At 28.6% G+C, this 20,085-nt stretch carries 17 protein-coding genes; 8 read left to right on the forward strand and 9 right to left on the reverse strand.

Annotated features, from left to right (window positions below; translation table 11 throughout):
* Nucleotides 1-87: 87 nt before the first annotated feature.
* Nucleotides 88-1,488: a hypothetical protein gene (locus ACSYT2_RS06650; RefSeq protein ID WP_430856400.1), complete on the forward strand. Its 1,401-nt coding sequence runs from the start codon at nt 88-90 to the stop codon at nt 1,486-1,488.
* A gap of 78 nt (nt 1,489-1,566) precedes the next feature.
* On the opposite strand, the gene ACSYT2_RS06655 is transcribed toward ACSYT2_RS06650, so the two are convergent.
* Together ACSYT2_RS06655 and ACSYT2_RS06660 are read right to left on the reverse strand one after the other, a co-directional pair.
* Nucleotides 1,567-3,312 (reverse strand): ABC transporter ATP-binding protein, encoded by a 1,746-nt coding sequence (locus tag ACSYT2_RS06655; RefSeq protein WP_430856401.1) that lies wholly within the window; start codon nt 3,310-3,312, stop codon nt 1,567-1,569.
* Nucleotides 3,313-3,317: 5 nt separating this feature from the next.
* Nucleotides 3,318-5,051: an ABC transporter ATP-binding protein gene (locus tag ACSYT2_RS06660; RefSeq protein ID WP_430856402.1), complete on the reverse strand. Its 1,734-nt coding sequence runs from the start codon at nt 5,049-5,051 to the stop codon at nt 3,318-3,320.
* Nucleotides 5,052-5,211: 160 nt separating this feature from the next.
* Here ACSYT2_RS06660 and ACSYT2_RS06665 point away from each other — a divergent pair, with 160 nt between their 5' ends.
* The 5 genes from ACSYT2_RS06665 (at nt 5,212) to ACSYT2_RS06685 (ending at nt 12,441) form a co-directional block, all read left to right on the forward strand.
* Nucleotides 5,212-5,859, forward strand: a complete 648-nt coding sequence (locus ACSYT2_RS06665; protein WP_430856403.1) for a restriction endonuclease — start codon at nt 5,212-5,214, stop codon at nt 5,857-5,859.
* 12 nt (nt 5,860-5,871) lie between these two features.
* A complete protein-coding gene (locus tag ACSYT2_RS06670) occupies nt 5,872-6,063 on the forward strand; it encodes a hypothetical protein (RefSeq protein ID WP_430856404.1) in 192 nt (63 codons plus the stop codon).
* 189 nt (nt 6,064-6,252) lie between these two features.
* Nucleotides 6,253-7,806 (forward strand): DUF2828 family protein, encoded by a 1,554-nt coding sequence (locus tag ACSYT2_RS06675; protein WP_430856405.1) that lies wholly within the window; start codon nt 6,253-6,255, stop codon nt 7,804-7,806.
* Nucleotides 7,807-8,109: 303 nt separating this feature from the next.
* Nucleotides 8,110-10,293, forward strand: coding sequence for a DNA topoisomerase III (locus tag ACSYT2_RS06680; protein WP_438384267.1), 2,184 nt, complete (start codon nt 8,110-8,112; stop codon nt 10,291-10,293).
* Between the two features lie 1,206 nt (nt 10,294-11,499).
* Nucleotides 11,500-12,441, forward strand: a complete 942-nt coding sequence (locus tag ACSYT2_RS06685) for a tyrosine recombinase XerC (RefSeq protein ID WP_430856695.1) — start codon at nt 11,500-11,502, stop codon at nt 12,439-12,441.
* Between the two features lie 37 nt (nt 12,442-12,478).
* Here the strand turns inward: ACSYT2_RS06685 and ACSYT2_RS06690 are convergent, their stop codons facing one another.
* From ACSYT2_RS06690 to ACSYT2_RS06700, 3 genes are all read right to left on the reverse strand, one after another.
* Nucleotides 12,479-12,757 carry a hypothetical protein gene (locus ACSYT2_RS06690; protein WP_430856407.1) on the reverse strand — a complete coding sequence of 93 codons (279 nt, stop codon included), beginning with the start codon at nt 12,755-12,757 and terminating at the stop codon, nt 12,479-12,481.
* A 128-nt stretch (nt 12,758-12,885) separates the two neighbouring features.
* Nucleotides 12,886-13,461 (reverse strand): hypothetical protein, encoded by a 576-nt coding sequence (locus ACSYT2_RS06695; RefSeq protein ID WP_430856408.1) that lies wholly within the window; start codon nt 13,459-13,461, stop codon nt 12,886-12,888.
* Nucleotides 13,462-13,530: 69 nt separating this feature from the next.
* Nucleotides 13,531-13,971 carry a hypothetical protein gene (locus ACSYT2_RS06700; protein ID WP_430856696.1) on the reverse strand — a complete coding sequence of 147 codons (441 nt, stop codon included), beginning with the start codon at nt 13,969-13,971 and terminating at the stop codon, nt 13,531-13,533.
* A 152-nt stretch (nt 13,972-14,123) separates the two neighbouring features.
* On the opposite strand from ACSYT2_RS06700, the gene lexA reads away from it, so the two are divergent.
* The gene (gene lexA, locus ACSYT2_RS06705; protein ID WP_430856409.1) at nt 14,124-14,729 is read left to right on the forward strand and encodes a transcriptional repressor LexA; all 606 of its coding nucleotides are present in this window, start codon (nt 14,124-14,126) and stop codon (nt 14,727-14,729) included.
* 70 nt (nt 14,730-14,799) lie between these two features.
* On the forward strand, nt 14,800-15,522 hold the full coding sequence (locus ACSYT2_RS06710; RefSeq protein ID WP_438384270.1) for a DUF3267 domain-containing protein: 723 nt from the start codon (nt 14,800-14,802) through the stop codon (nt 15,520-15,522).
* Between the two features lie 22 nt (nt 15,523-15,544).
* On the opposite strand, the gene ACSYT2_RS06715 is transcribed toward ACSYT2_RS06710, so the two are convergent.
* The 4 genes from ACSYT2_RS06715 to mutL form a co-directional block, all read right to left on the reverse strand.
* Nucleotides 15,545-16,828 carry a methionine gamma-lyase family protein gene (locus tag ACSYT2_RS06715; RefSeq protein ID WP_438384272.1) on the reverse strand — a complete coding sequence of 428 codons (1,284 nt, stop codon included), beginning with the start codon at nt 16,826-16,828 and terminating at the stop codon, nt 15,545-15,547.
* Nucleotides 16,829-16,904: 76 nt separating this feature from the next.
* On the reverse strand, nt 16,905-17,150 hold the full coding sequence (gene hfq / locus ACSYT2_RS06720) for an RNA chaperone Hfq (RefSeq protein ID WP_430856412.1): 246 nt from the start codon (nt 17,148-17,150) through the stop codon (nt 16,905-16,907).
* 48 nt (nt 17,151-17,198) lie between these two features.
* Complete coding sequence (gene miaA / locus ACSYT2_RS06725) at nt 17,199-18,122, reverse strand: tRNA (adenosine(37)-N6)-dimethylallyltransferase MiaA (protein WP_430856413.1); 924 nt, start codon at nt 18,120-18,122, stop codon at nt 17,199-17,201.
* Between the two features lie 15 nt (nt 18,123-18,137).
* Nucleotides 18,138-20,078, reverse strand: coding sequence for a DNA mismatch repair endonuclease MutL (gene mutL, locus ACSYT2_RS06730; protein WP_430856414.1), 1,941 nt, complete (start codon nt 20,076-20,078; stop codon nt 18,138-18,140).
* Between the last annotated feature and the right edge of the window lie 7 nt (nt 20,079-20,085).

Genomic DNA, 20,085 nt, shown 5'->3' on the forward strand with positions numbered 1-20,085 from the left:
AAAAAAGAATTGGAAATTAATTCTATATGAGTTATAATAATATATGAAGGGTAATAATTGTGTGTTTATTGGAGTGAGTGACCAACTATGAATGAGAAAATAATAATTAGAGAAAGTGATGCTGGTAGTGAGCAAATGCTTGCAGTAAGTAAAGAGGATAGTACAAAAGAGTATTTATCATATAGTAAGAAACTTTTAGATGATTTTAAGATGATGCAAAATGTAATACAGGAGGCTGAAGGGCCTGATATTTCAATACTTATAAAAGTTGCCCAAAAAAACTTAACAACAACTGCTATGGAGCAGAGTGATGATATGATAAAAGAGTTCCAGCTTAATTTCAGTGAAAAATCCGTAGAAACATTTATAGAACAGTCAATAACTTTAATAACATCAGTAGAAACAGCAAATTACTTATATGGGAATATGATAGATGTAAAAGACATAAGACGATATATTTCTGCAAAGGTAACAAAAATATTGATTATAAGAAGTGAAAAACTTATGGAGCAATTAAAAGTTACTAATTATGAAGAAAAGTCGAAGCTTAATTTCATAGTAGAGAATTTAAATTTATGTATTAAGATATTCGATTATTCTTGGGACATCTATCATAAAAATATTAAATCATTACAACAATCAAACAAGATAGTTAATAGGATGATTACCCATAGAGTAAAATTAGGTTTAGATAACTATAACATTGAGTTACTAAGAATAATTATAGATAGAAATACTAATAAAATTAGAAATATTAAGCATTCAAAGGTAGAAGAGAATAGTATTATTGACAATGGCTTTCCTATAGAAGGAACAAAAAGTGATAAAGAATACTCTAGTAGGGTTATTATTAGTGAAGATAAATTTTTTGCAAATTTAGATTTCGAGGAAAATAATACTGATAAAGCTCTAGTTCAATCAAATAACACAATAACTGATAGATTTTTAGATATAACAAATAATGTGATAAAAGAAGTTACAGAGAGCTCATCTAATGATTTTTTAAATATAGCTCTACAGAAATTCTATTCAATAATAGGCGCTATTGAGACTATGAATTATTTAAAAGGAAATATCGTGAATAAACAAGCTATATCTCATAATATTTCTATGCTTTTAACTGATATGATTTATTCTAACTATACAGCTATAAGTATTAGTTGGAAAGAGATTACTGATAAGAGTCCAGAAGATTATAGTGCTTATGCAAAGGAAATACGTAAGTATTGTGAAATTTTAATAGAGTCTTATGAGATGTGTAAAGAAAATATCGATGCCTTAAAGAAATGTGTGCTAATTGAGAATGATATATATGAAATTAAAGAAGAATTCCACTTTTCTAAGGCAGATTTATTTGCCCTTAATAGATCTATCGATAGCTTATTATCAAAAATAAATAAAGTAGATCCAAATTTTAAAATTGAAAGAAAAGTAATTCAAAAAGAAACCAAGAAGAAAAAAGGCTTATGGGCAAAAATTTTCAAATAAAGAATCAGTACTGAATACCTTCAGTACTGATTCTTTATTTAATGATATTACTTTACATAATGTTTATTATGAACTTCATTAACATATATTCTTTGTATTAGAGAACTGATTATTGAAGATTTTCTCATATAATCCTTGATGATTAATTAATTCTTCATGTTTGCCTTCTTCAACTATCTCCCCATTTTTCATGACAAGTATTTTATCAGCAGATTTTAAGGTTTTAATATTATGAGCAATAATAAATGAAGTTTTACCTGCTGTAAGATTTTTAATAGCTTCATGAATTTTAATTTGTGTGACTATATTTGTAGAAGGATATCCTTCTTCCATAAGCACTATATCAGGCTTCGATAAAATAGTTCTAGCAATTGATATAAGTTTCTCCTGTTCCTCAGTAAATAGGGAAGTAGTAGAAATTATTTCTGTATCATAACCTTCTGTTAATGTTGAAATATAATCATGGATACCAGCCTGCCGGCATGCTGATTCTACCTCCTCATCTGTGGAATCAAGTTTTCCATAGAGAATGTTATCTTTTATAGTTCCAGTAAAAAGTGTTGTCTCCTTCGGTACCATTACTACTTTACTTCTTAATGATGATAATTTAATATTCCTTATATTATTACCATCTATTTTGATTTCACCGGTAGTAGTATCATAAAATCTATTTATTAAATTAAGAATAGTAGATTTACCTGAATCAGTAGAACCAACTAATACAACTTTTTCCCCTTTTTGCACTGAAAGATGAATAGCTTTTATTGGATCAATATTTTTACTACCTTTAAAAGATACATTATTAAAATCAATAGATCCATTGATAGCCTTAATATCCTTTGAATTTTCATTATCATTTATTGATATTTTCTCATTTATTAGCTTTATAATTTCCTTAGTGCTTTCTAAAGATTCATTATAGTCTTTATTAAATAAATAAAGTTGCTTCATAGATTGAAAAAACAACCTAGATAAAATAATAAACTCAATGAATATTCCAATAGAAGAAGTACCTTTTATTACTGATATACCACCTGAAACTGCAAGTATAACTAAACTAATATTATATATTCCCTTTAATAATGGGGTTGATATCTCAAGTAGATAGGTTGATTTTATTGAAATATCCTTTAAGCCCTTATTTAATTGATGGAATGTAAGAATTTTTTCTTTCTCCAGACCATAAGCTTTTATAATCTTTAGATTTAATAAATCATTTTCAATAAAGTCATTTAACCTTTCATACTTATCTTTACGGCATTTATCTATTGCACTTACTCTTTTTGATGTTGATTTTACAATAATATATATTATTAAAGTAAGTCCTAATGTAATTAATGACAACCTTACATCTAAGATAAACATTAGTATTAGAATACCAATTAGTTGTATAGAGTTATAAATAAATTTCAGGATACCATTAGATAAGAGTTTTTCAATATTTGATATATCCTTAGTAAAGTTTATAAGTAAGTCTTTACTATTTGTCTTTTCAAAAAAATCTAGAGATAAGCTTTCAACTTTATAAAATAAATCAGATTTAATCTTACTAGTAGCTTTAGCTCCTATATCATTCATATTGTAATATTGGTACCATCCAAAGGCTGAAGACAATAGAAAAAAAGTTGCTATAACTAGGAGTATTTTTATAAGATTATCTAAGTCCCTAGTATCAATAAAGTTATCAAAGCTCTTACCAAATAGAAAAGTAGCTATAAGCTTAAATCCAACAGATAAAAAAAGGCTTATGCAAATAAAGGTTAATTTAACTTTACTCTTTGACAAATAGGACCAAATAAAATTTAAGGGAATTCTATTACTCATATCTATTACTCCTCTCCATTTTGATTCTTATATATATTCATATAGTGAACACTATTCTTTAATAAGTCAGTATGTTTTCCTTCTACTATTATTTGACCTTTATCAATTAAAAATATATTATCTGCATTCATTATTGATGATATCTTATTGGCAACCATAATAACTGTTGTATTATATAATTCTTTATTTATTGCCTTTTTAAATATTTCTGCATATTCCTCATTACTATAATCACAAGAATCATCTAATATTAGTATTTTAGGACTATTTATTAATGCAGGACTTAATAGTTCTAATTCTTTTTGATTATCTATAAGTATATTTTCTTCATATTCTATATTTTCATAGTTCTCTGGCAGAAGTTCCTTAAAGATTTTAACTTGCTCTAGTTTTGCTGCTCTCGTAACATCATCTTCCATGGAATCAAGGTTATCTTGCCCCATATCACTATGAACAGTATTAGAAAATAGTGTACTACTTTTCATAAAAATTGATATATTATTCCTTAGAGAGGCTTTTGTATAATTTCTTATATCTACGCCATCAAGTAACACTTTACCTGAAGAAGGATCATAAAATCTAGATATCATGTTTGCAATAATTCCTTTACCAGAGTCTTTATTACCCAATATGCCAACAAAATCACCTGAATTAATATGTAAATTTATATTTTTCAAAGGACTAGCATTATATCCATCACTATTATCATAGTCAAAGGATACATTCTCAAAGATTATATCACCTCTAATTGGAGTAATAGTGTTAGAAGAGTCACTATAGGTAATATGTGCCCTAGTAGTTAATATATTATCTATTCTTTTTGCAAGTACATTTGCTCTTGAGATATTAATAAAAAATATCAATGCTAGGATTAAACCTTCAATAAAAATTAGGGTGTAATTTATATAAGAAACTATTGACCCTATAGAAAGATAATTATAATTTATTTCTTTACTCCCAAACCACAAAAGTATAACTATTGAAATATTTGTAAAGAGTAGTATCACAGGGAAGATTAGAGACATTATTTTATTCGCTTTTATATTTAGAGTAGTTAAATTATCATTTATCTCCGTAAACTTTTCTTCTTCATATTTTTCACGAGCAAATCCTTTTACAGTCTCTATTCCACTAAAGTTTTCAGAGAGAATAGTATTATAGTCATCCTTTACTGATTGAGCTTTAAAGAAGATAGGAAAAGACTGTTTAAGTATTAAATATAATATCGCTGCTATTCCAAGAGTAATTGGCATAAATATTCCTATTAGTCTTGGAGAAAGAATTAATCCAAAAATAATAGTACCCAATAAAAGAGAAGGTGATCGGAATATGATTTTATAACCTGCTCTAATATAATGTTGAAGTTGATTAATATCATTAGTTAAAACAATTATTAGATTTGATATATTTAATTCATCTATATTTTTGAATGAAAGTCCTTGTACTTTGTCAAAGGTACTTTCCCTTAAATTCATACCAAATTCTTGAGAAATTCGGCTAATATAGTATGTGTTCATGAGACCAGCCAAAAGACCCAAAATAGCTATAAGAATCATAATAGTAGCTAAACTTATCACTTGAGATTCATCCCTATACTTTATACCTTTATCAATAATTAGTCCTATAAAATAAGGTTGGGCTAGTTCTGCACATACCTCAATAATTACAAGTATTGGTGTTGTATATAGGATAATACCTATTGAGGAAAAGTATCCTTTAAGTTTTTTTAATGTAGCCAAGGTTTATTGCCTCCTTTTATGTAAGTCTTCTACAATATTATCTACAATTAGAAATAATTTATCCCATTTAAGATAAACATAGAAAATTTATTACAATTAGGCTATAATGAAGGTGTTTAAAACGCATTTAAGAAAATGACATAAAAAAGGGAGAGGAAAATTGAAAAAACGTAGAAATAAAACTCAGAACACATGGTTACTTATGTTTATAGCATATATATTAACCATGGGAATTGCAGCATTAGTTAATTTACTAAATATTTATCTAGTTACAGCATCTTTTTTACTATTATTACTTATATTTAAAAAGTACAAAAACTGGAGAGAAAAGAGATATCTAAAGGCTACTTTTAAGGTGATTGATAAGATGTCCGGGGAGGAGTTTGAGGAATTTCTAGAAGTACATTATAAGCGACTTGGATACAAAACATTTCTTACTCCTTTAACAGCTGATTATGGAGCAGACATAATAATTAAGAAGTCAGGTGAAAAAATTGTTGTACAAGCGAAGAGATGGAATCAACATGTTGGTATTGAAGCAGTGCAACAGGCAGTAGGATCAGTTAAGTATTATAAAGCAGATTCAGCTATGGTAGTAACTAATAATTACTTTACTGAAAATGCCAGAAACCTTGCTAAGGCTAATGATGTAACTTTAATAGATAGAAACTCATTATTAACCCTTATGAATAGAGAGGAAGGAAAGTGTCCTGTATGTAATGGAAGTTTACGAGTGGTTTCAGGAAAATATGGTGATTTCTTTGGATGTACAAATTATCCAAAGTGTAAATATACCAAAAAGCTTTAGGAGATGAATCATATGGAGATCAATATATATGTTAAAGGAATTAAGGAACCTATCATATTTAAAGGTGATAGAATCGATATTCTTGACTTTGAAATGAATGGTGTGGAGTATAAGCAAATAAGATTTTTTAGAAAGGGATTTTCTAAGTCTGAATATATTGAATCTAAACTAATAGTAAAAATTAAAGAAATTAATAACAAGTAAGTTCTTATATAGTACTATTATTGTACTAATAAGAAATATCATGCATATATTAGTAAAGATAAAGATACCTACAGCATTTCATAAAGTTGGCATAAGTATCTTGTTTAAGACACTAACAGCCTATATATAATCAGTTAACATATTAACTGAAAATGTGTCTAGAAATCTTTCAAAATTGGGGGGAGCACTTTGGCTTTTGAATTCTTAAATAATTTAAAGAATGAAATTATAAATATGGATAATGAGGTCTATGAAGATCTTGAAATAGAGGAATACATATCTGAAGAAAAAGCAAGTGCTCTTCTTACCTTTTATGGCAGATGTCAATTGCTAAGAGATGAAAAAAAAGAAGAGACTATAAAAATATTTAATAATGCCTTTAATGAAGATCCAATTAAAGCAATGAAGATATTATTCTATATTAGAGATAAATACAATGGGTTAGGTGAACGAAGTACATTTAAAATAATCATTAATTATTTAGGTCGAACTAACAATAAATATTTAAGAGAGAACATAGATCTTATACCAGTCTATGGTAGATGGGATGATTTATATGCTTTATTTAATACTAAGTTAGAGGATGAAGTTATAAGACTATTTAAGGAACAAATTCAAAAGGATTTAAATTCTGATAAGCCCTCCACCTTATGTAAATGGCTTAAATCTGAAAATGCAACATCAGAAACTACTAGGCAGTTAGCTAAGAGGACAAGAATATTATTAAACCTATCATCTAAGGAATATAGACATTTACTTACTAAGCTTAGAAGTAAAGCTGAAACTATAGAAACCTATATAAGTAGAGGGAGATGGGGTGATATACAGTATGGTAATTTGTCTGCAGCTAATCTCAAAAAATATCATAAAACTTTCATGAGACATGATAAAGATAGATATAGTGCATTTCTCAACTTAAATATAGCTAAAAAAAGAAATGAGGACTTACATCTTAATTCAACAAAGATAGTTGATAAGTATTTTCCTTATAATATCTTAGAGAGAATTGTAAATAACAAAATTGATTATACTTCTACTGATTATAAAGAAATATGGTCAAAACTCCCCGATTATTTGGAAGATCAAGAAGGAGATACTCTTGCATGTATTGGTCTTATGGGGGAAACAATGAAAAAAATAAAAAAATCACCAGCCTTTTATGCTAGTGTAAGTACTGCATTGTATTTATTAGAAAATAATAAAGGTAGGTATAAGGACTATATAGTTACAATGAAACCAACCCCTAATTTTAAAAGAGTAAAAGGCACTGATATATTTAGCAGAATAGAGGAAATTATCACATATTCATTAAATGAAGAGGTGAATGTAGAATCCGCCCTAGATCTAATTCTATTCGCAGCTATTAAGCATAATATTAGTAGTAGTGATATACCCAAAAGGCTGTTCTTTATAACGGATGGTAAATGTAATATCTCCTTATTAAGTATAAAAGGAGATAAACAGACTCCTTATTTTATTAATGCTGAAGAATATGAAAATATTAAAGAGAAGTGGAGTTTAGCAGGATATACAATACCTGCATTGACTTTCTGGATTATTGATGGAGTAAGGGAGAATAGTAATGTAATAATGGATAATAACTCCTTCATAATAGCTTCAGGTTATTCACATAATGTGTTTATCTCAATATTAAAAGATGAGTATACATCAACAGAAGATTTAATGAATATTATGTTTAATGATAATCGCTACTCAAATATAAAAATACCCAAAAAAGATTAACATTTATTTCCAAGGAAATGCATGTTAATCTTTTTTATATTAAAATACATTCTTAGACACAGTGCCTAGTAATCATTGAAAATACAGTAGTTATAGCATATTTATTGTTATATTTAGTATATTAAATCTATGAGTGATTTAAGAGAAAAAAGGATATTAACGAAAAAAAATTGTCGGTAATTATACTTAAATAATAAAATGAGATATTAGTGAAAAATAGAATAACTGGGGATTTACTATAGGTTTCTTATAAAAATTAGGTTATAATGGGTAATATAATACGAGGAAATAGGTGATATATTAATGGGAAAAATTTTAGTTTTAGCAGAAAAACCTTCAGTAGGTAGAGATATAGCTAAGGTATTAAAATCAAATGTAAATAAAGGAAGTTATATAGAAGGAAATAAATATATAGTTACATGGGCATTAGGACATTTAGTTGGGTTAATGGATCCAGAAGGTTATGGTGATCAATATAAGGCATGGAGCTTAGAAACCTTACCAATGCTTCCTAAGTATATGAAAACATCAATATTAAAAAAGACTAGTAAGCAATATAATGATGTGAAAAAACTTATACTAAGAAAAGATGTAGATGAAATTGTAATAGCAACAGATGCAGGTCGTGAAGGTGAGCTTGTTGCTAGATGGATTATAGAAAAAGTAGGAGTAAAGAAACCTCTAAAGAGACTTTGGATTTCATCACAAACAAATAAGGCAATTATTGATGGATTTAATAATTTGAAGGATGCTAGGGAATATGAAAATTTATATAAAGCTGCAGTATGTAGAGCAGAAGCAGATTGGTTAGTAGGTTTAAATGTGACAAGAGCCCTTACATGTAAATATAATGCTCAACTTTCGGCAGGACGTGTTCAATCCCCAACTTTAGCTATGATTGTTAATAGGGAAGAAGAAATTAGAAATTTCAAACCAGTAGATTACTTCAATATAAATGCTAAGGCTAATGGTTTTAATTTAAATTGGATAAATAATAAGGGTAATGGTTCTATAAGCAAAGAAGAATTTGCAAATGATATAATATCAAAAGCTAAAGGTCATGATGGAGATGTAATAGAAATAAGTAAAGAAAATAAGAAGAAATTTGCTCCAGCTTTGTATGACTTAACAGAACTTCAAAGAGATGCTAATAAGATTTGGGGCTATTCAGCAAAACAAACTTTAAATTTAATGCAAAGATTATATGAAAATCATAAATTATTAACTTATCCAAGAACTGATTCAAGATATATTACTACTGATGTAGTTGGAACAATTCCAGATAGACTAAGAGCAGTTGCAACAGGAGAGTATAGACTCTTTACAGAGAAAATATTAAAGGCTGGAGCAAAACCAAACAAGTCATTCGTAGATAATAACAAGGTAAGTGATCACCATGCAATTATCCCTACAGAAGAAAAGGGTAGTCTTGCAAATTTAAGTACAGATGAAAGACATATTTATGATCTTGTAGTAAGAAGGTTCTTAAGTGTTATGTTACCTCCATTTGAATATGAACAAACAACAGTAAAGGTATCTATTAATGGAGAAATCTTTATAACTAAGGGGAATATAACTAAAGAAAAGGGATGGAAGAAGCTATATGATAAGGAATTATCAAAAGAAGAGGATAAGGATCAAGAACTTCCAGCTTTGAGTAAGGGAGATAAAATTAAAATATCTTCAGTTAATTTAGTTAAGAAACAAACTACTCCTCCTGGAAGATTTAATGAAGCTACTTTACTTTCTGCTATGGAAAATCCACAAAAGTATATGCAAGTAGAAAAGGATGCTGCTAAAACTTTAGGGGAAACAGGTGGATTAGGAACAGTTGCTACACGAGCGGATATAATTGAAAAGCTGTTTAATTCTTTCGTTATAGAAAAGAGAGGCAAGGAAATTATACCTACTTCTAAAGGAAAACAATTAATGGAGCTTGTACCTGAAGATTTAAAGTCACCACTTCTCACAGCTAAATGGGAAAAGGAACTTGATGATATAGCAAAGGGGAAAGCAAATGCAAATAGATTTGTTGATGAAATGAAGAGATATGCTACTAAGCTTGTTGGAGATGTAAAGGGTGGTAGTTCAAAGTTTCATCATGATAATCAAACAGGTAAGAAATGTCCTAACTGTGGTAAGTACTTACTAGAGGTAAAAGGGAAGAATGGTACCATGAATGTGTGCCAAGATAGAGAATGTGGATATAGAGAAAATGTAGCAAGACTTACAAATGCTAGATGTCCTGAATGTAAGAAGAAGCTTGAACTAAGAGGTCAAGGTACTGGTAAAATATATGTTTGTCCTGGTGCTAACTGTACTTTTAGAGAAAAAGCTAGTCAATTTGAAAAGAGATTTGATAATAAGGGGAAGGTAGATAAAAAATCAGTTAATAACTATATGAAGAAGTTGAAACAAGAAGCAGAACAAGCGGAAGAGAGTCCATTTGCTGCACTTCTTGGTGGACTTAAATTTGATGAAAAATAAATTACTTTAAATATACTAAAAAAGCCTTAGGTGCATAAGTACTTAAGGCTTTTTTGGTATATCTAAAAAGAGAATGAAATATTAATCCAAAAGTAATTTCAATCACTTATTAATTGACTTTACCTGACTATAAGTAAATAACATATTAACAATTAAAATCATATAAATTTAATCTATGTATATAATAGAATATAATTGATAATAAGTATTTATAATACATATGGGAAATATATACCTAATTGATAAAATATTTAATATGCATATTAAATTTATAATATTTAACAGTTGTGGATTAAAAAGTGGATATAATTATACAGAATTGTTGTATAGCAAAATTACAAGCTTTACTACAGAAATATTAAGAAAAATACATATATCGATTTATACTGAAATAATAATTGAAGTTTTATGTATAATGTAGATAAGTTAGCCGAAATAGAAAGTTCAAACGAATAATTTGTATAAATTGAAGGTCAAAAATTATGTTTGAGTTCTAGTTCAATAGAAATTAAATAAATCTTTTACAAGGTAGCATAAATAAATTTAATATTGATATTTAATAAGAAACTAATTATAAATGATTTAAATTATAGGTGCATAAGATAATTGAATAGTGATAAAAGAAACTTTATATTATGAATTGAAAAATCATAAATAACCCTAAGAATTATTTCGCTAAATATACATTTATTACATTTCCGGTACTTGAAATGGAAAAATGCCTATGATATACTAATATCAAGGCTTCTAATACTTTTAAGGATGTGAAATAATATGAAAAATGTGCGAAATAAAACTTTTAGATATAAAAACTTCAATTATTCAGAGGATGTATTGAAATTATTAGATGTAGAATTAAATAATGCAGATAGAAAAAGAATTCATAAAGTATATTCAAATTACTATGATTTAAATTCTGAACGTGGCTATGAATATATTATTGAAGATCTATACATATTGGCATATAAAAGAAAGTTAACAACTACTGAAATTGGACAAGTTTATGGAGTTACTGATAGAAATGTTCGTATTTGGCTAAGCGAACTTGGTTTGAATAGAGATCTTAGATCAGCAGCTAAAATTAAAAATAAAGGCAAAACTATTGAATCTACTAGAAGCTTATCTGATGATAATCTATCTAAAGTTAAAGAAATTGCAAATAGTTTTGGTATTGCTGTTGTAAACTCTACCCCATATCCAGAAATAATGGTGGACTTTCTAAATTACCTTGAAACTATCAAAGGAAAATCAGTGAACACAATAAAGGGATATTCCGTGGATTTAACCCTTTTCTTTAGATTTTTAAAAGTTTATAAAGGTTTGGTAACAGATACTTCCTTAGAGTTTGCTGAGATACCTATAGATGATATTTCGAAGGATTTTATACAAGGAGTAAAGCTTACTGATATTTATGCTTTCCTTTCATATGTAGAAAAGCAAAGGGATAATGGTAGTTATGCACGAGCTAGAAAAGTTGCCACATTAAAGTCATTCTTTAAATTTCTTCAAGGTAAGGCTAAAATTATTGATGATAACCCTACCCTAGAACTTGAATCACCTAAGATAAATAAAAGACACCCAGTATACTTAACTCTAGATCAAAGTCTCGAACTTCTAAATTCATTAGATGAAAACAACAGTAACTATCCAAGAGATTATTGTATTCTTACACTTTTCCTTAATTGTGGTATGAGACTTTCAGAATTATGTTCCATAAGGTTGGATAAGATTAAGGGCGATATCTTAACAATAATTGGTAAGGGTGATAAAGAAAGAACTGTTTATCTTAATGATGCCTGTTTAAAGTCTATAGAAGATTATTTAAAGGTTAGAGATGACTCTAAAGCTTTGGATGAAGATAAAAAGTATTTATTCCTTTCTTCAAGAAATAGACCTATTAATAAACGAACTGTTGAGCTATTGGTGAAGAAACATATAGGTAATGCAGGTATAGTAGATGGTAAGTATACCCCTCATAAACTTAGACACACTGCTGCTACCCTTATGTATAAGTATGGTAATGTAGATATAAGAAGCTTACAAAGCATCCTAGGCCATGAGAACATATCAACAACACAAATATATACTCACGTTGATGATGATGCTCTTAGGGAGGCTGTAAAGGCAAATCCTTTATCTAAGTTATAAGTTTAAAGCTAGCTATTTGAATAAAGTAGTTAGCTTTTTATTTAAAATACTTAAAAAAGTCAATTTGTTTATTACAAAGGAAAGTAAAAGTAATCATTCCAAAGAAACTCATAAAGATTAGTACTTGCCTTCTTTTCGTAAGGTTTATCCCATTTTCAGTGATTTTTCTGTTTAGTATTAGAGCTATCACTGATGGAATTAGTAAATAGTAATTTTCTTTATTAATAGCTACAATTGTAATCATTGAACTAATAAGATTAATTAAAATAGAAAATAATACCGGGCGTTCATATAATAAATTTAGAAACTTTTTCATTTTTCTCCTTCTTATATTATTATTTCTATTTACTATATGTTTAATTTTTAAAAAAATTACTACTTAATAACCATAATAAACATTATGTAAAGTTATATAAAAATGAGAGAGTTTTAACTCTCTCATTTTTAGCCTAAGATAGAATTTCCTAAAATCTCCTTTAAAGCTGTCAAGGTTGTTTCGTTATTACCATCATATACAACAACTATTCTCCCCTTCTTATAAATATGAGGCGCACTAGTCCAGTTCATCCTTGAACCATTTATCATCGTACCATTTTCGGTAATAGTTTTTATATCCCCTTCAAGTTTGGCTCTATCATCCTTACCGTATTCATATATAGATATTCTATCTCCATTAATACTATACTCATCATTTTCTACAGAGAAAATAGATTTAGAACCTTCAACTTTTTGAAGTTTATATCCTTTATTTTCAAGAGCCACTTTAAAGTCATCTCTACTATACTCCATTGAAGTATCTGTAATCTTACTTATTAGATCCGAACCAGATTCACCAACATCTTTAGCCGTCTCTCCAACCTTATCTACACCTTCTTTAACAGAATCACCAACTTTATTAGCGCCTTCTTCCACCATATCACCAGTATTCTCCAAAGTTTTTTTAGCACTGCAACCAAAAAGTATTGTAGAAAAGGTCATGCTTAAGGTCAAAACTAAGAGTACTATCTTTTTTCTTACCATAAAAAAATCACCTCTATATTATTTATCAAAAGTATTTTTTGTAATATAGGGTGATTTTATTCTTTTATATTATTTTGTATTTATTTTAAGCTTTCTAACTCCTGGGAATACTTCTTCTGTCATCTCTTCGAGATTCGTATCATCAAATAAATCTACCTCATCTAAATATTCTATATGATCAAAAGCATCTTCATATTCTTCATCATCTAGATAATTCAAATCAAGACCTGTTTCTTGAGCAAGTTTTTCATATGCAGATTTAAGGTCTTCATCTACATATGCTACAGGAAGGATTTCTTCAATATCTTCTTCTTCCTCCACTTTTTTTGATTCAAGGTCTTTTTTATATTCTTCCTCTAAAATTTTATTTTCTTCCACAGTTTTAGCTATATCTTCAATTTTAATGGCTCTTATATCTACACCTTCCGCTTCAAGGCATTTACCACAATTATCACATATTTTTCTTCCATATAAGTCACAGTAATCGTCTTCTGTATATTTTTCCACTATAAGATACACCACCTATAAATTTAATCAAACTTCATTATAACAAATTTATAATGAATAATCAAACAATTTAATGAGAACATTAGTTTTGAGAACATAGGTTTGATATAATAGTACTACTATGATATAATGTCTTTAAAAGAGGTGTGGTTATAATGATAGATAGTAACAATAAACAATCCCAAATATATAATTATTTAAAAACTTTTACAGAAACAAAAGGATATCCACCATCAGTAAGAGAGATTTGTGAGGCTGTTTCATTAAAATCTACTTCTACTGTTCATGGACATTTAAAGCGTCTTGAGAAAAAAGGTATGATCAAAAGAGATCCTACTAAACCAAGAGCATTAGAAATAATAGAGTTAAACTCAGCAAAAAGAGAGATGCTTAACATTCCTATAATAGGTAAGGTTACTGCCGGACTTCCTATTTTAGCTATTGAAAATGTTGAAGATACTTTTTCACTACCAATTGACTTTGTAAAGCATGACCGTGAACTATTTATGCTTAAAGTTACTGGTGATAGTATGATTAATGCAGGAATTAGAAATGGTGATTTAGCTATTATTGAGAAAGCAGAATCTGCAGTAAATGGTGAAATCGTTGTTGCTTTAATTGAAAATGAAGCAACCATAAAAAGATTTTTCAAAGAAAAAGATTCAATTAGATTACAACCAGAAAATGATACTATGGACCCTATTATAGTACCTGAATGTGGGATTTTAGGTAAGCTTGTAGGATTATTTAGACAATATTAAGTAATAAAAATATGTAAAGAGCTATATAGTAATATATAGTTCTTTTTATTTTACTTAATAGGAGGTTTAGATGAAGGTTATTTTTGGTGCCTTTCCAGACTTTCGTCATAACTTATCTGATAGTTATGACTTTGTACCAGTAAGAGGTAAATTAACTGAAAAGAAATCAACGCACTCTTTTCTAATAATGATTTTTATTTTTTATTCCCTTTGCTTTGGTTTAGGTTACAGTATGTTTGCTTATCACGAAAGGTTTATTCATTCATTTTTTTATTTTTGTATTTTCTTTATATTATCTAGTTTTATAGTTATCCCATTACATTTATTGCTTCAAGTTATATTTTATCCTTGTAAATTAAGTGATAGAGAATGTTATATTGGTTTTAACTATAGATTTTTCACTCCATTTACTTGTTATATGGGGCCTACAAAAAGACAAAGATTAATCTTGGGATCCCTACTCCCATTTATATTAATGACAGTTTTTCCTTTAGCGGTAATTACGTTAACTTCAGCAAATATGCTTTTATATGGAATTGCTTCAGTTAATGGATTAATATCTGTATATGATCTTTATGACTTTCTAATATTGATGTCAAAAGAAGTAAGTAAAGAAAATATATTAATTAAAAGCAATAATATTTTCTACCTATTAAAGAAAAAAGAAAGGAAGATACTAGCTAAACCTGATTCTAATATAAGACAAAAGGATTCCCCAACTAAGGTTTTTATTAAAAACAAGAAGCCTAGTAGAAGGAAAAGTAGAAATAAGAAAAAGAAGAAGCATAGCTAATGCTTTAGCTACGCTTCTTATATTAATTATTTAAAACTTTGTTTAAAGCTATTAATATACCTATTTTTGCATGATCAAAGGTTAATCCACCTTGTAAATAAGCTATATATGGCTCTCTAATTGGGGCATCTGCAGATAGTTCAATTGATGATCCTTGAATGAAGGCACCTGCTGCCATAATAACTTCATCTTTGTAGCCAGGCATAGCCCAAGGCTCACATTCTACATAAGAATCAATTGGAGATCCATGTTGTATTCCCTTACAGAATTGAATTAATTTATTAGGCTCACCAAACTTAATTGCTTGAATAATATCACTTCTCTTGTCTGTATATTTAGGTAATACCTCAAATCCTGAAAGTTCCATTATTCTAGCACAGAACGCAGCTCCCTTTACAGCTTCCATAGAAATATGAGGCGCTATGAATAGTCCTTGGAATAAGGTTCTCATAAGACCAAATGTAGCCCCACACTCTCCTCCTATCCCTGGCACTGTTAATCTAAATGCTGCTTGTTCTACTAGTTCTTTTTTACCTACTATATATCCACCAGAAGGTGATATACCACCACCAATATTCTTAATTAGTGATCCAGCTATTATATCAGCTCCAACATCTGTTGGCTCTATTATATCTATAAATTCACCATAACAGTTATCAACAAATACATTAACGTCATTTCTTATATTTTTAATAAAACTTATAGCTTCACCAATTTCTGAAACTAAGAATGAGTTTCTCCATCCGTAACCAGTACTTCTTTGAATATGTACTATTTTTACTGATTTGTCTTTTAAAGCTTCTTTTATTCCATCAAAGTCAAATTTACCTTTTTCATTTAAGTCTACTTGACCATAATTTACTCCATATTCCTTTAATGAACCAATTTTTTCATCACCACTAATACCTATAATGTTATGTAGTGTATCATAAGGTTTCCCTGACACACATAAAAGTTTATCACCTGGTCTTAGATTACCAAACAATGCGGTACCTATTGCATGAGTTCCATTTACAAAATGTGGTCTCACAATAGCAGATTCAGCATTAAATATTCTTGCATAAACTTTATCTAAGGAATCTCTACCAATATCATCATATCCATAACCTGATGAGTTAGTGAAGTGACTATCACTTATTCTTTCTTCTTGGAAAGCATTTAATACTTTAATTTGATTATATTCTCTTATTTCATCATAGATCTTAAATTGCTCTTCTACATCAACTAAAGCCTTTTCATATAAATCAAATATTTGATCCGAGAAATTGTATTTCTCTTTAAGTAATTCTTTTGTATTATTTAACATTATTCTCCTCCAAATTTACGAAATTAATTATATTATATCAAATAAAAAAGATGAAAGCCAAGCCTTCATCTTTTTATTATACTTCATCTTCAAATTCTTTGTTAGTAAATAGAATTGGTTTAGCTGGAGTAACTGTAGTAATTGCATGTTTATATACAAGCATTTGCTTACCTTCTTGATCTAATACAACTGTGAAAGAATCAAATCCTTTTACTATTCCTTTTAATTGAAATCCATTAGTTAAATATATAACTACAGGTATTTTATTCTTTCTGGCACTATTTAAGAATATATCTTGCAAGTTGTTTTGTTGTTTATTCATAGAGGCACCTCCATAGTATTTTAGGTTACATTAATTATAAACCTCTTTCTAATTAATGTCATCCATAATTTGCTTAATTATTTCAGAATCGGTTATTTTATCCTTATCTAAAAACCTAACTCTCGGATCTCTCCTAAACCATGTTAATTGACGTTTTGCATAATTTCTAGAACCTTGTTTTATCATATTAACAGCATCTTCTAAGGTAATTAAGCCTTCTAGATAATAAAGTATTTCTTTATATCCTATTCCCTGCATTGATTGCATAGAGGAAGTATATCCCATTTCCTTTAGTTTTATACATTCTTCTAATAGACCTTTTTCCATCATTATGTCTACTCTGCGATTTATCCTATCATATAGCTTCTCTCTGTCCATAGTAAGTACAAAGTAATGTATATCGTAATCACTTTTATAAAATTCTTCACCAGCGTTATATGAGCTAAATGGCTTACTAGTAATTTTATATACTTCTAAAGCTCTTATTACCCTCTTCCTGTTGTTCGGGTGAATATCTTTGTAACTTTGAGGATCAATATCTTTAAGCATCTCATGTATAAACTCATTACCTTTTTCTTCTGCAAGAGCTTCCAGCTCTATTCTATAACTATCCTCCTTTTCTGTTTCTGAAAAATTCATATTACAAGTAAGGGAATTAATATATAATCCCGTACCACCTACAATCATTGGTAGTTTAGCCTTTTGAATTATTTCATTTATCGCTTTGCTTCCACCATCTTTAAAATCTGAAACAGAGAAAGGCTCCTTAGGATCAATAACATCTATCATATGATGCTTTATACCCCTCATTTCCTCTTCTGTAACCTTCGCTGAACCAATATCCATATATTTATATATTTGCATTGAATCAGCTGATATTATCTCTCCATTTAACCTTTTAGCAAGTTCTATAGAAAGTTCTGTCTTACCTACTGCTGTAGGACCACCTAAAACTAGTATTTTATTTTTCATTTAATTCACCATTTCTTAAACAATTCTTCTAAATCTTTTTTCTAAATCATAATTACTAAATTTAATAATCGTTGGTCTGCCATGTGGACAGTGGAAAGGATCATTAATATATCTTAATTCATCAATTAATTTTATCATTTCTAATTCTGATAAACTATCATTTCCTTTAACAGCTGCTTTACATGCCATAGTAGCAATTTTATTATATTTAATTTCTGTTGTTTTTCCTGTGCCTAATGATTTAAGGTTATCTAATATACTTAAAAATAACCCTTTTGGATCTAGTCTTCCTAGGAAGTACGGAACTTCCTTTAATGCTAGTGTATTACCACCAAACTCTTCCAGATTAAATCCAGCATTTCTAAATATATCTTCATTTTCTTCATAACTTGCATAATCATCTATAGTTAAATCTATTACAGTTGGAATAAGTAGGGGTTGCACCACAAGGCTACCTTCTTCAATATTTTTTAAATATTTTTCAAATAGAATCTTTTCATGAGCTGCATGTTGATCTATCATATAAAGAACTTCATTATATTCTCCTATTATATAAGTTCTATTAAACTGGCCAATTATTTTTAGAGGAGGAAACTTAGCTTCTTTTTCTATTGTTACAGAAGCTTCCTTTTCTCCTTGATAATTTAAACTATCAGAGTTATTTATATTGTTAGAATTTACAGTATGTTGATTTATACTAGATTCTTTACAGTCTGATAAAGAGTAGCTAAGTTTATCCTCTTTAATTACTATTGGATCTTCATCCATAATTGCTTTACTTTTAAGATCTACTGGTATATCAACTTTGAACCTGTCCGTATTCGATAAATCCAATCGTGTTCTATCTTCAAAGGATTGCATTGAAACTTCTTCATGGAAGATAGGATTAATATCAAGTTTTATTTCTTCTACCTCTTCACCTTTATAAACAACTTCATTCTCCTCTGGAATTTGGAATGTACTAAAAACATCTTTCTTTAAAGCTTCGTGTACTGTATCAAATACCCTTTTAAATATCATTCTATCATCTGTAAATTTTATCTCTGCCTTTGTTGGGTGAATATTTACATCAACAAGTTCTGGATAGACCTCAATAAATAGTGTGAAGAAAGGGAACTTATTAACTGTACTGAAAGATTTAAAAGCATTTTCTACAGCAGCTACAATTGTTTTATGTTTTATATATCTCCCATTCACAAAAATACTTTGATTATTTCTTGATCCTCTAGCTATATCTTCCTTTCCTATATATCCATAAAGAGTAACTATATCATCTGCCTTTTCAAAGTAAATAAGACTTTCACTTATTGTTTTACCATATACAGTTCTTAATACATCTTTAAGATTTCCATTTCCATAGGTTTGTAATACTTTTTTGCCTGAATTATACAGCTTAAAACTTATGTTAGGATTTGCTATGGCTATTCTATTTATAATATCACTTATAATAGCTCCTTCCCTTGAAAGGCTTTTTAAGAATTTCTTTCTTGCTGGCACATTGTAAAAGATATCTCTTACTTCTAAAGTAGTTCCTTTATTTACACCACATTCTTTAAAATCCTTTATCTCGCCACCTTCTATTATAAGCTCTCTACCAAAGTCTTCTGACTCAGTTCTTGATTTAATATTTACCTTACCTACAGCAGCAATAGATGGAAGAGCTTCCCCTCTAAAGCCAAGAGTATTAATTTGGAAAATATCTTCTGATTTCTTTATCTTACTAGTAGCATGAGGCAAGAATGCTTTCTTTATATCCTCTGGATGTATTCCATCTCCATCATCAATTATTCTAATTAGGGATACTCCACCCTCTTCTATCTCTATAGTAATATTCTTAGCATTTGCATCTATACTATTTTCTATTAATTCCTTAACTACTGAAGATGGTCTTTCAACAACCTCTCCAGCAGCAATTTTATTTGATGTATTCTCATCAAGTAGGTTAATTCTTTTCAAAACTTAA

Origin of the sequence: Clostridium zhoujianii (assembly GCF_051590805.1) — a bacterium.
In the GTDB taxonomy this organism is placed as follows: Bacteria; Bacillota; Clostridia; order Clostridiales; family Clostridiaceae; genus Clostridium.

Coding starts and splice junctions, on each gene's coding strand:
- ACSYT2_RS06650 (WP_430856400.1), top strand. CDS start 88: ATGAATGAGAAAATAATAATTAGAGAAAGTGATGCTGGTAGTGAGCAA.
- ACSYT2_RS06670 (WP_430856404.1), top strand. CDS start 5,872: ATGGAGATCAATATATATGTTAAAGGAATTAAGGAACCTATCATATTT.
- miaA (WP_430856413.1), bottom strand. CDS start 18,122: ATGAAAAATAAAATACTAGTTTTAGGTGGTCCTACAGCAGTAGGTAAG.
- ACSYT2_RS06685 (WP_430856695.1), top strand. CDS start 11,500: ATGGTGGACTTTCTAAATTACCTTGAAACTATCAAAGGAAAATCAGTG.
- ACSYT2_RS06715 (WP_438384272.1), bottom strand. CDS start 16,828: ATGTTAAATAATACAAAAGAATTACTTAAAGAGAAATACAATTTCTCG.
- ACSYT2_RS06695 (WP_430856408.1), bottom strand. CDS start 13,461: ATGGTAAGAAAAAAGATAGTACTCTTAGTTTTGACCTTAAGCATGACC.
- ACSYT2_RS06680 (WP_438384267.1), top strand. CDS start 8,110: ATGGGAAAAATTTTAGTTTTAGCAGAAAAACCTTCAGTAGGTAGAGAT.
- ACSYT2_RS06710 (WP_438384270.1), top strand. CDS start 14,800: ATGAAGGTTATTTTTGGTGCCTTTCCAGACTTTCGTCATAACTTATCT.
- hfq (WP_430856412.1), bottom strand. CDS start 17,150: ATGAATAAACAACAAAACAACTTGCAAGATATATTCTTAAATAGTGCC.
- lexA (WP_430856409.1), top strand. CDS start 14,124: ATGATAGATAGTAACAATAAACAATCCCAAATATATAATTATTTAAAA.
- ACSYT2_RS06690 (WP_430856407.1), bottom strand. CDS start 12,757: ATGAAAAAGTTTCTAAATTTATTATATGAACGCCCGGTATTATTTTCT.
- ACSYT2_RS06655 (WP_430856401.1), bottom strand. CDS start 3,312: ATGAGTAATAGAATTCCCTTAAATTTTATTTGGTCCTATTTGTCAAAG.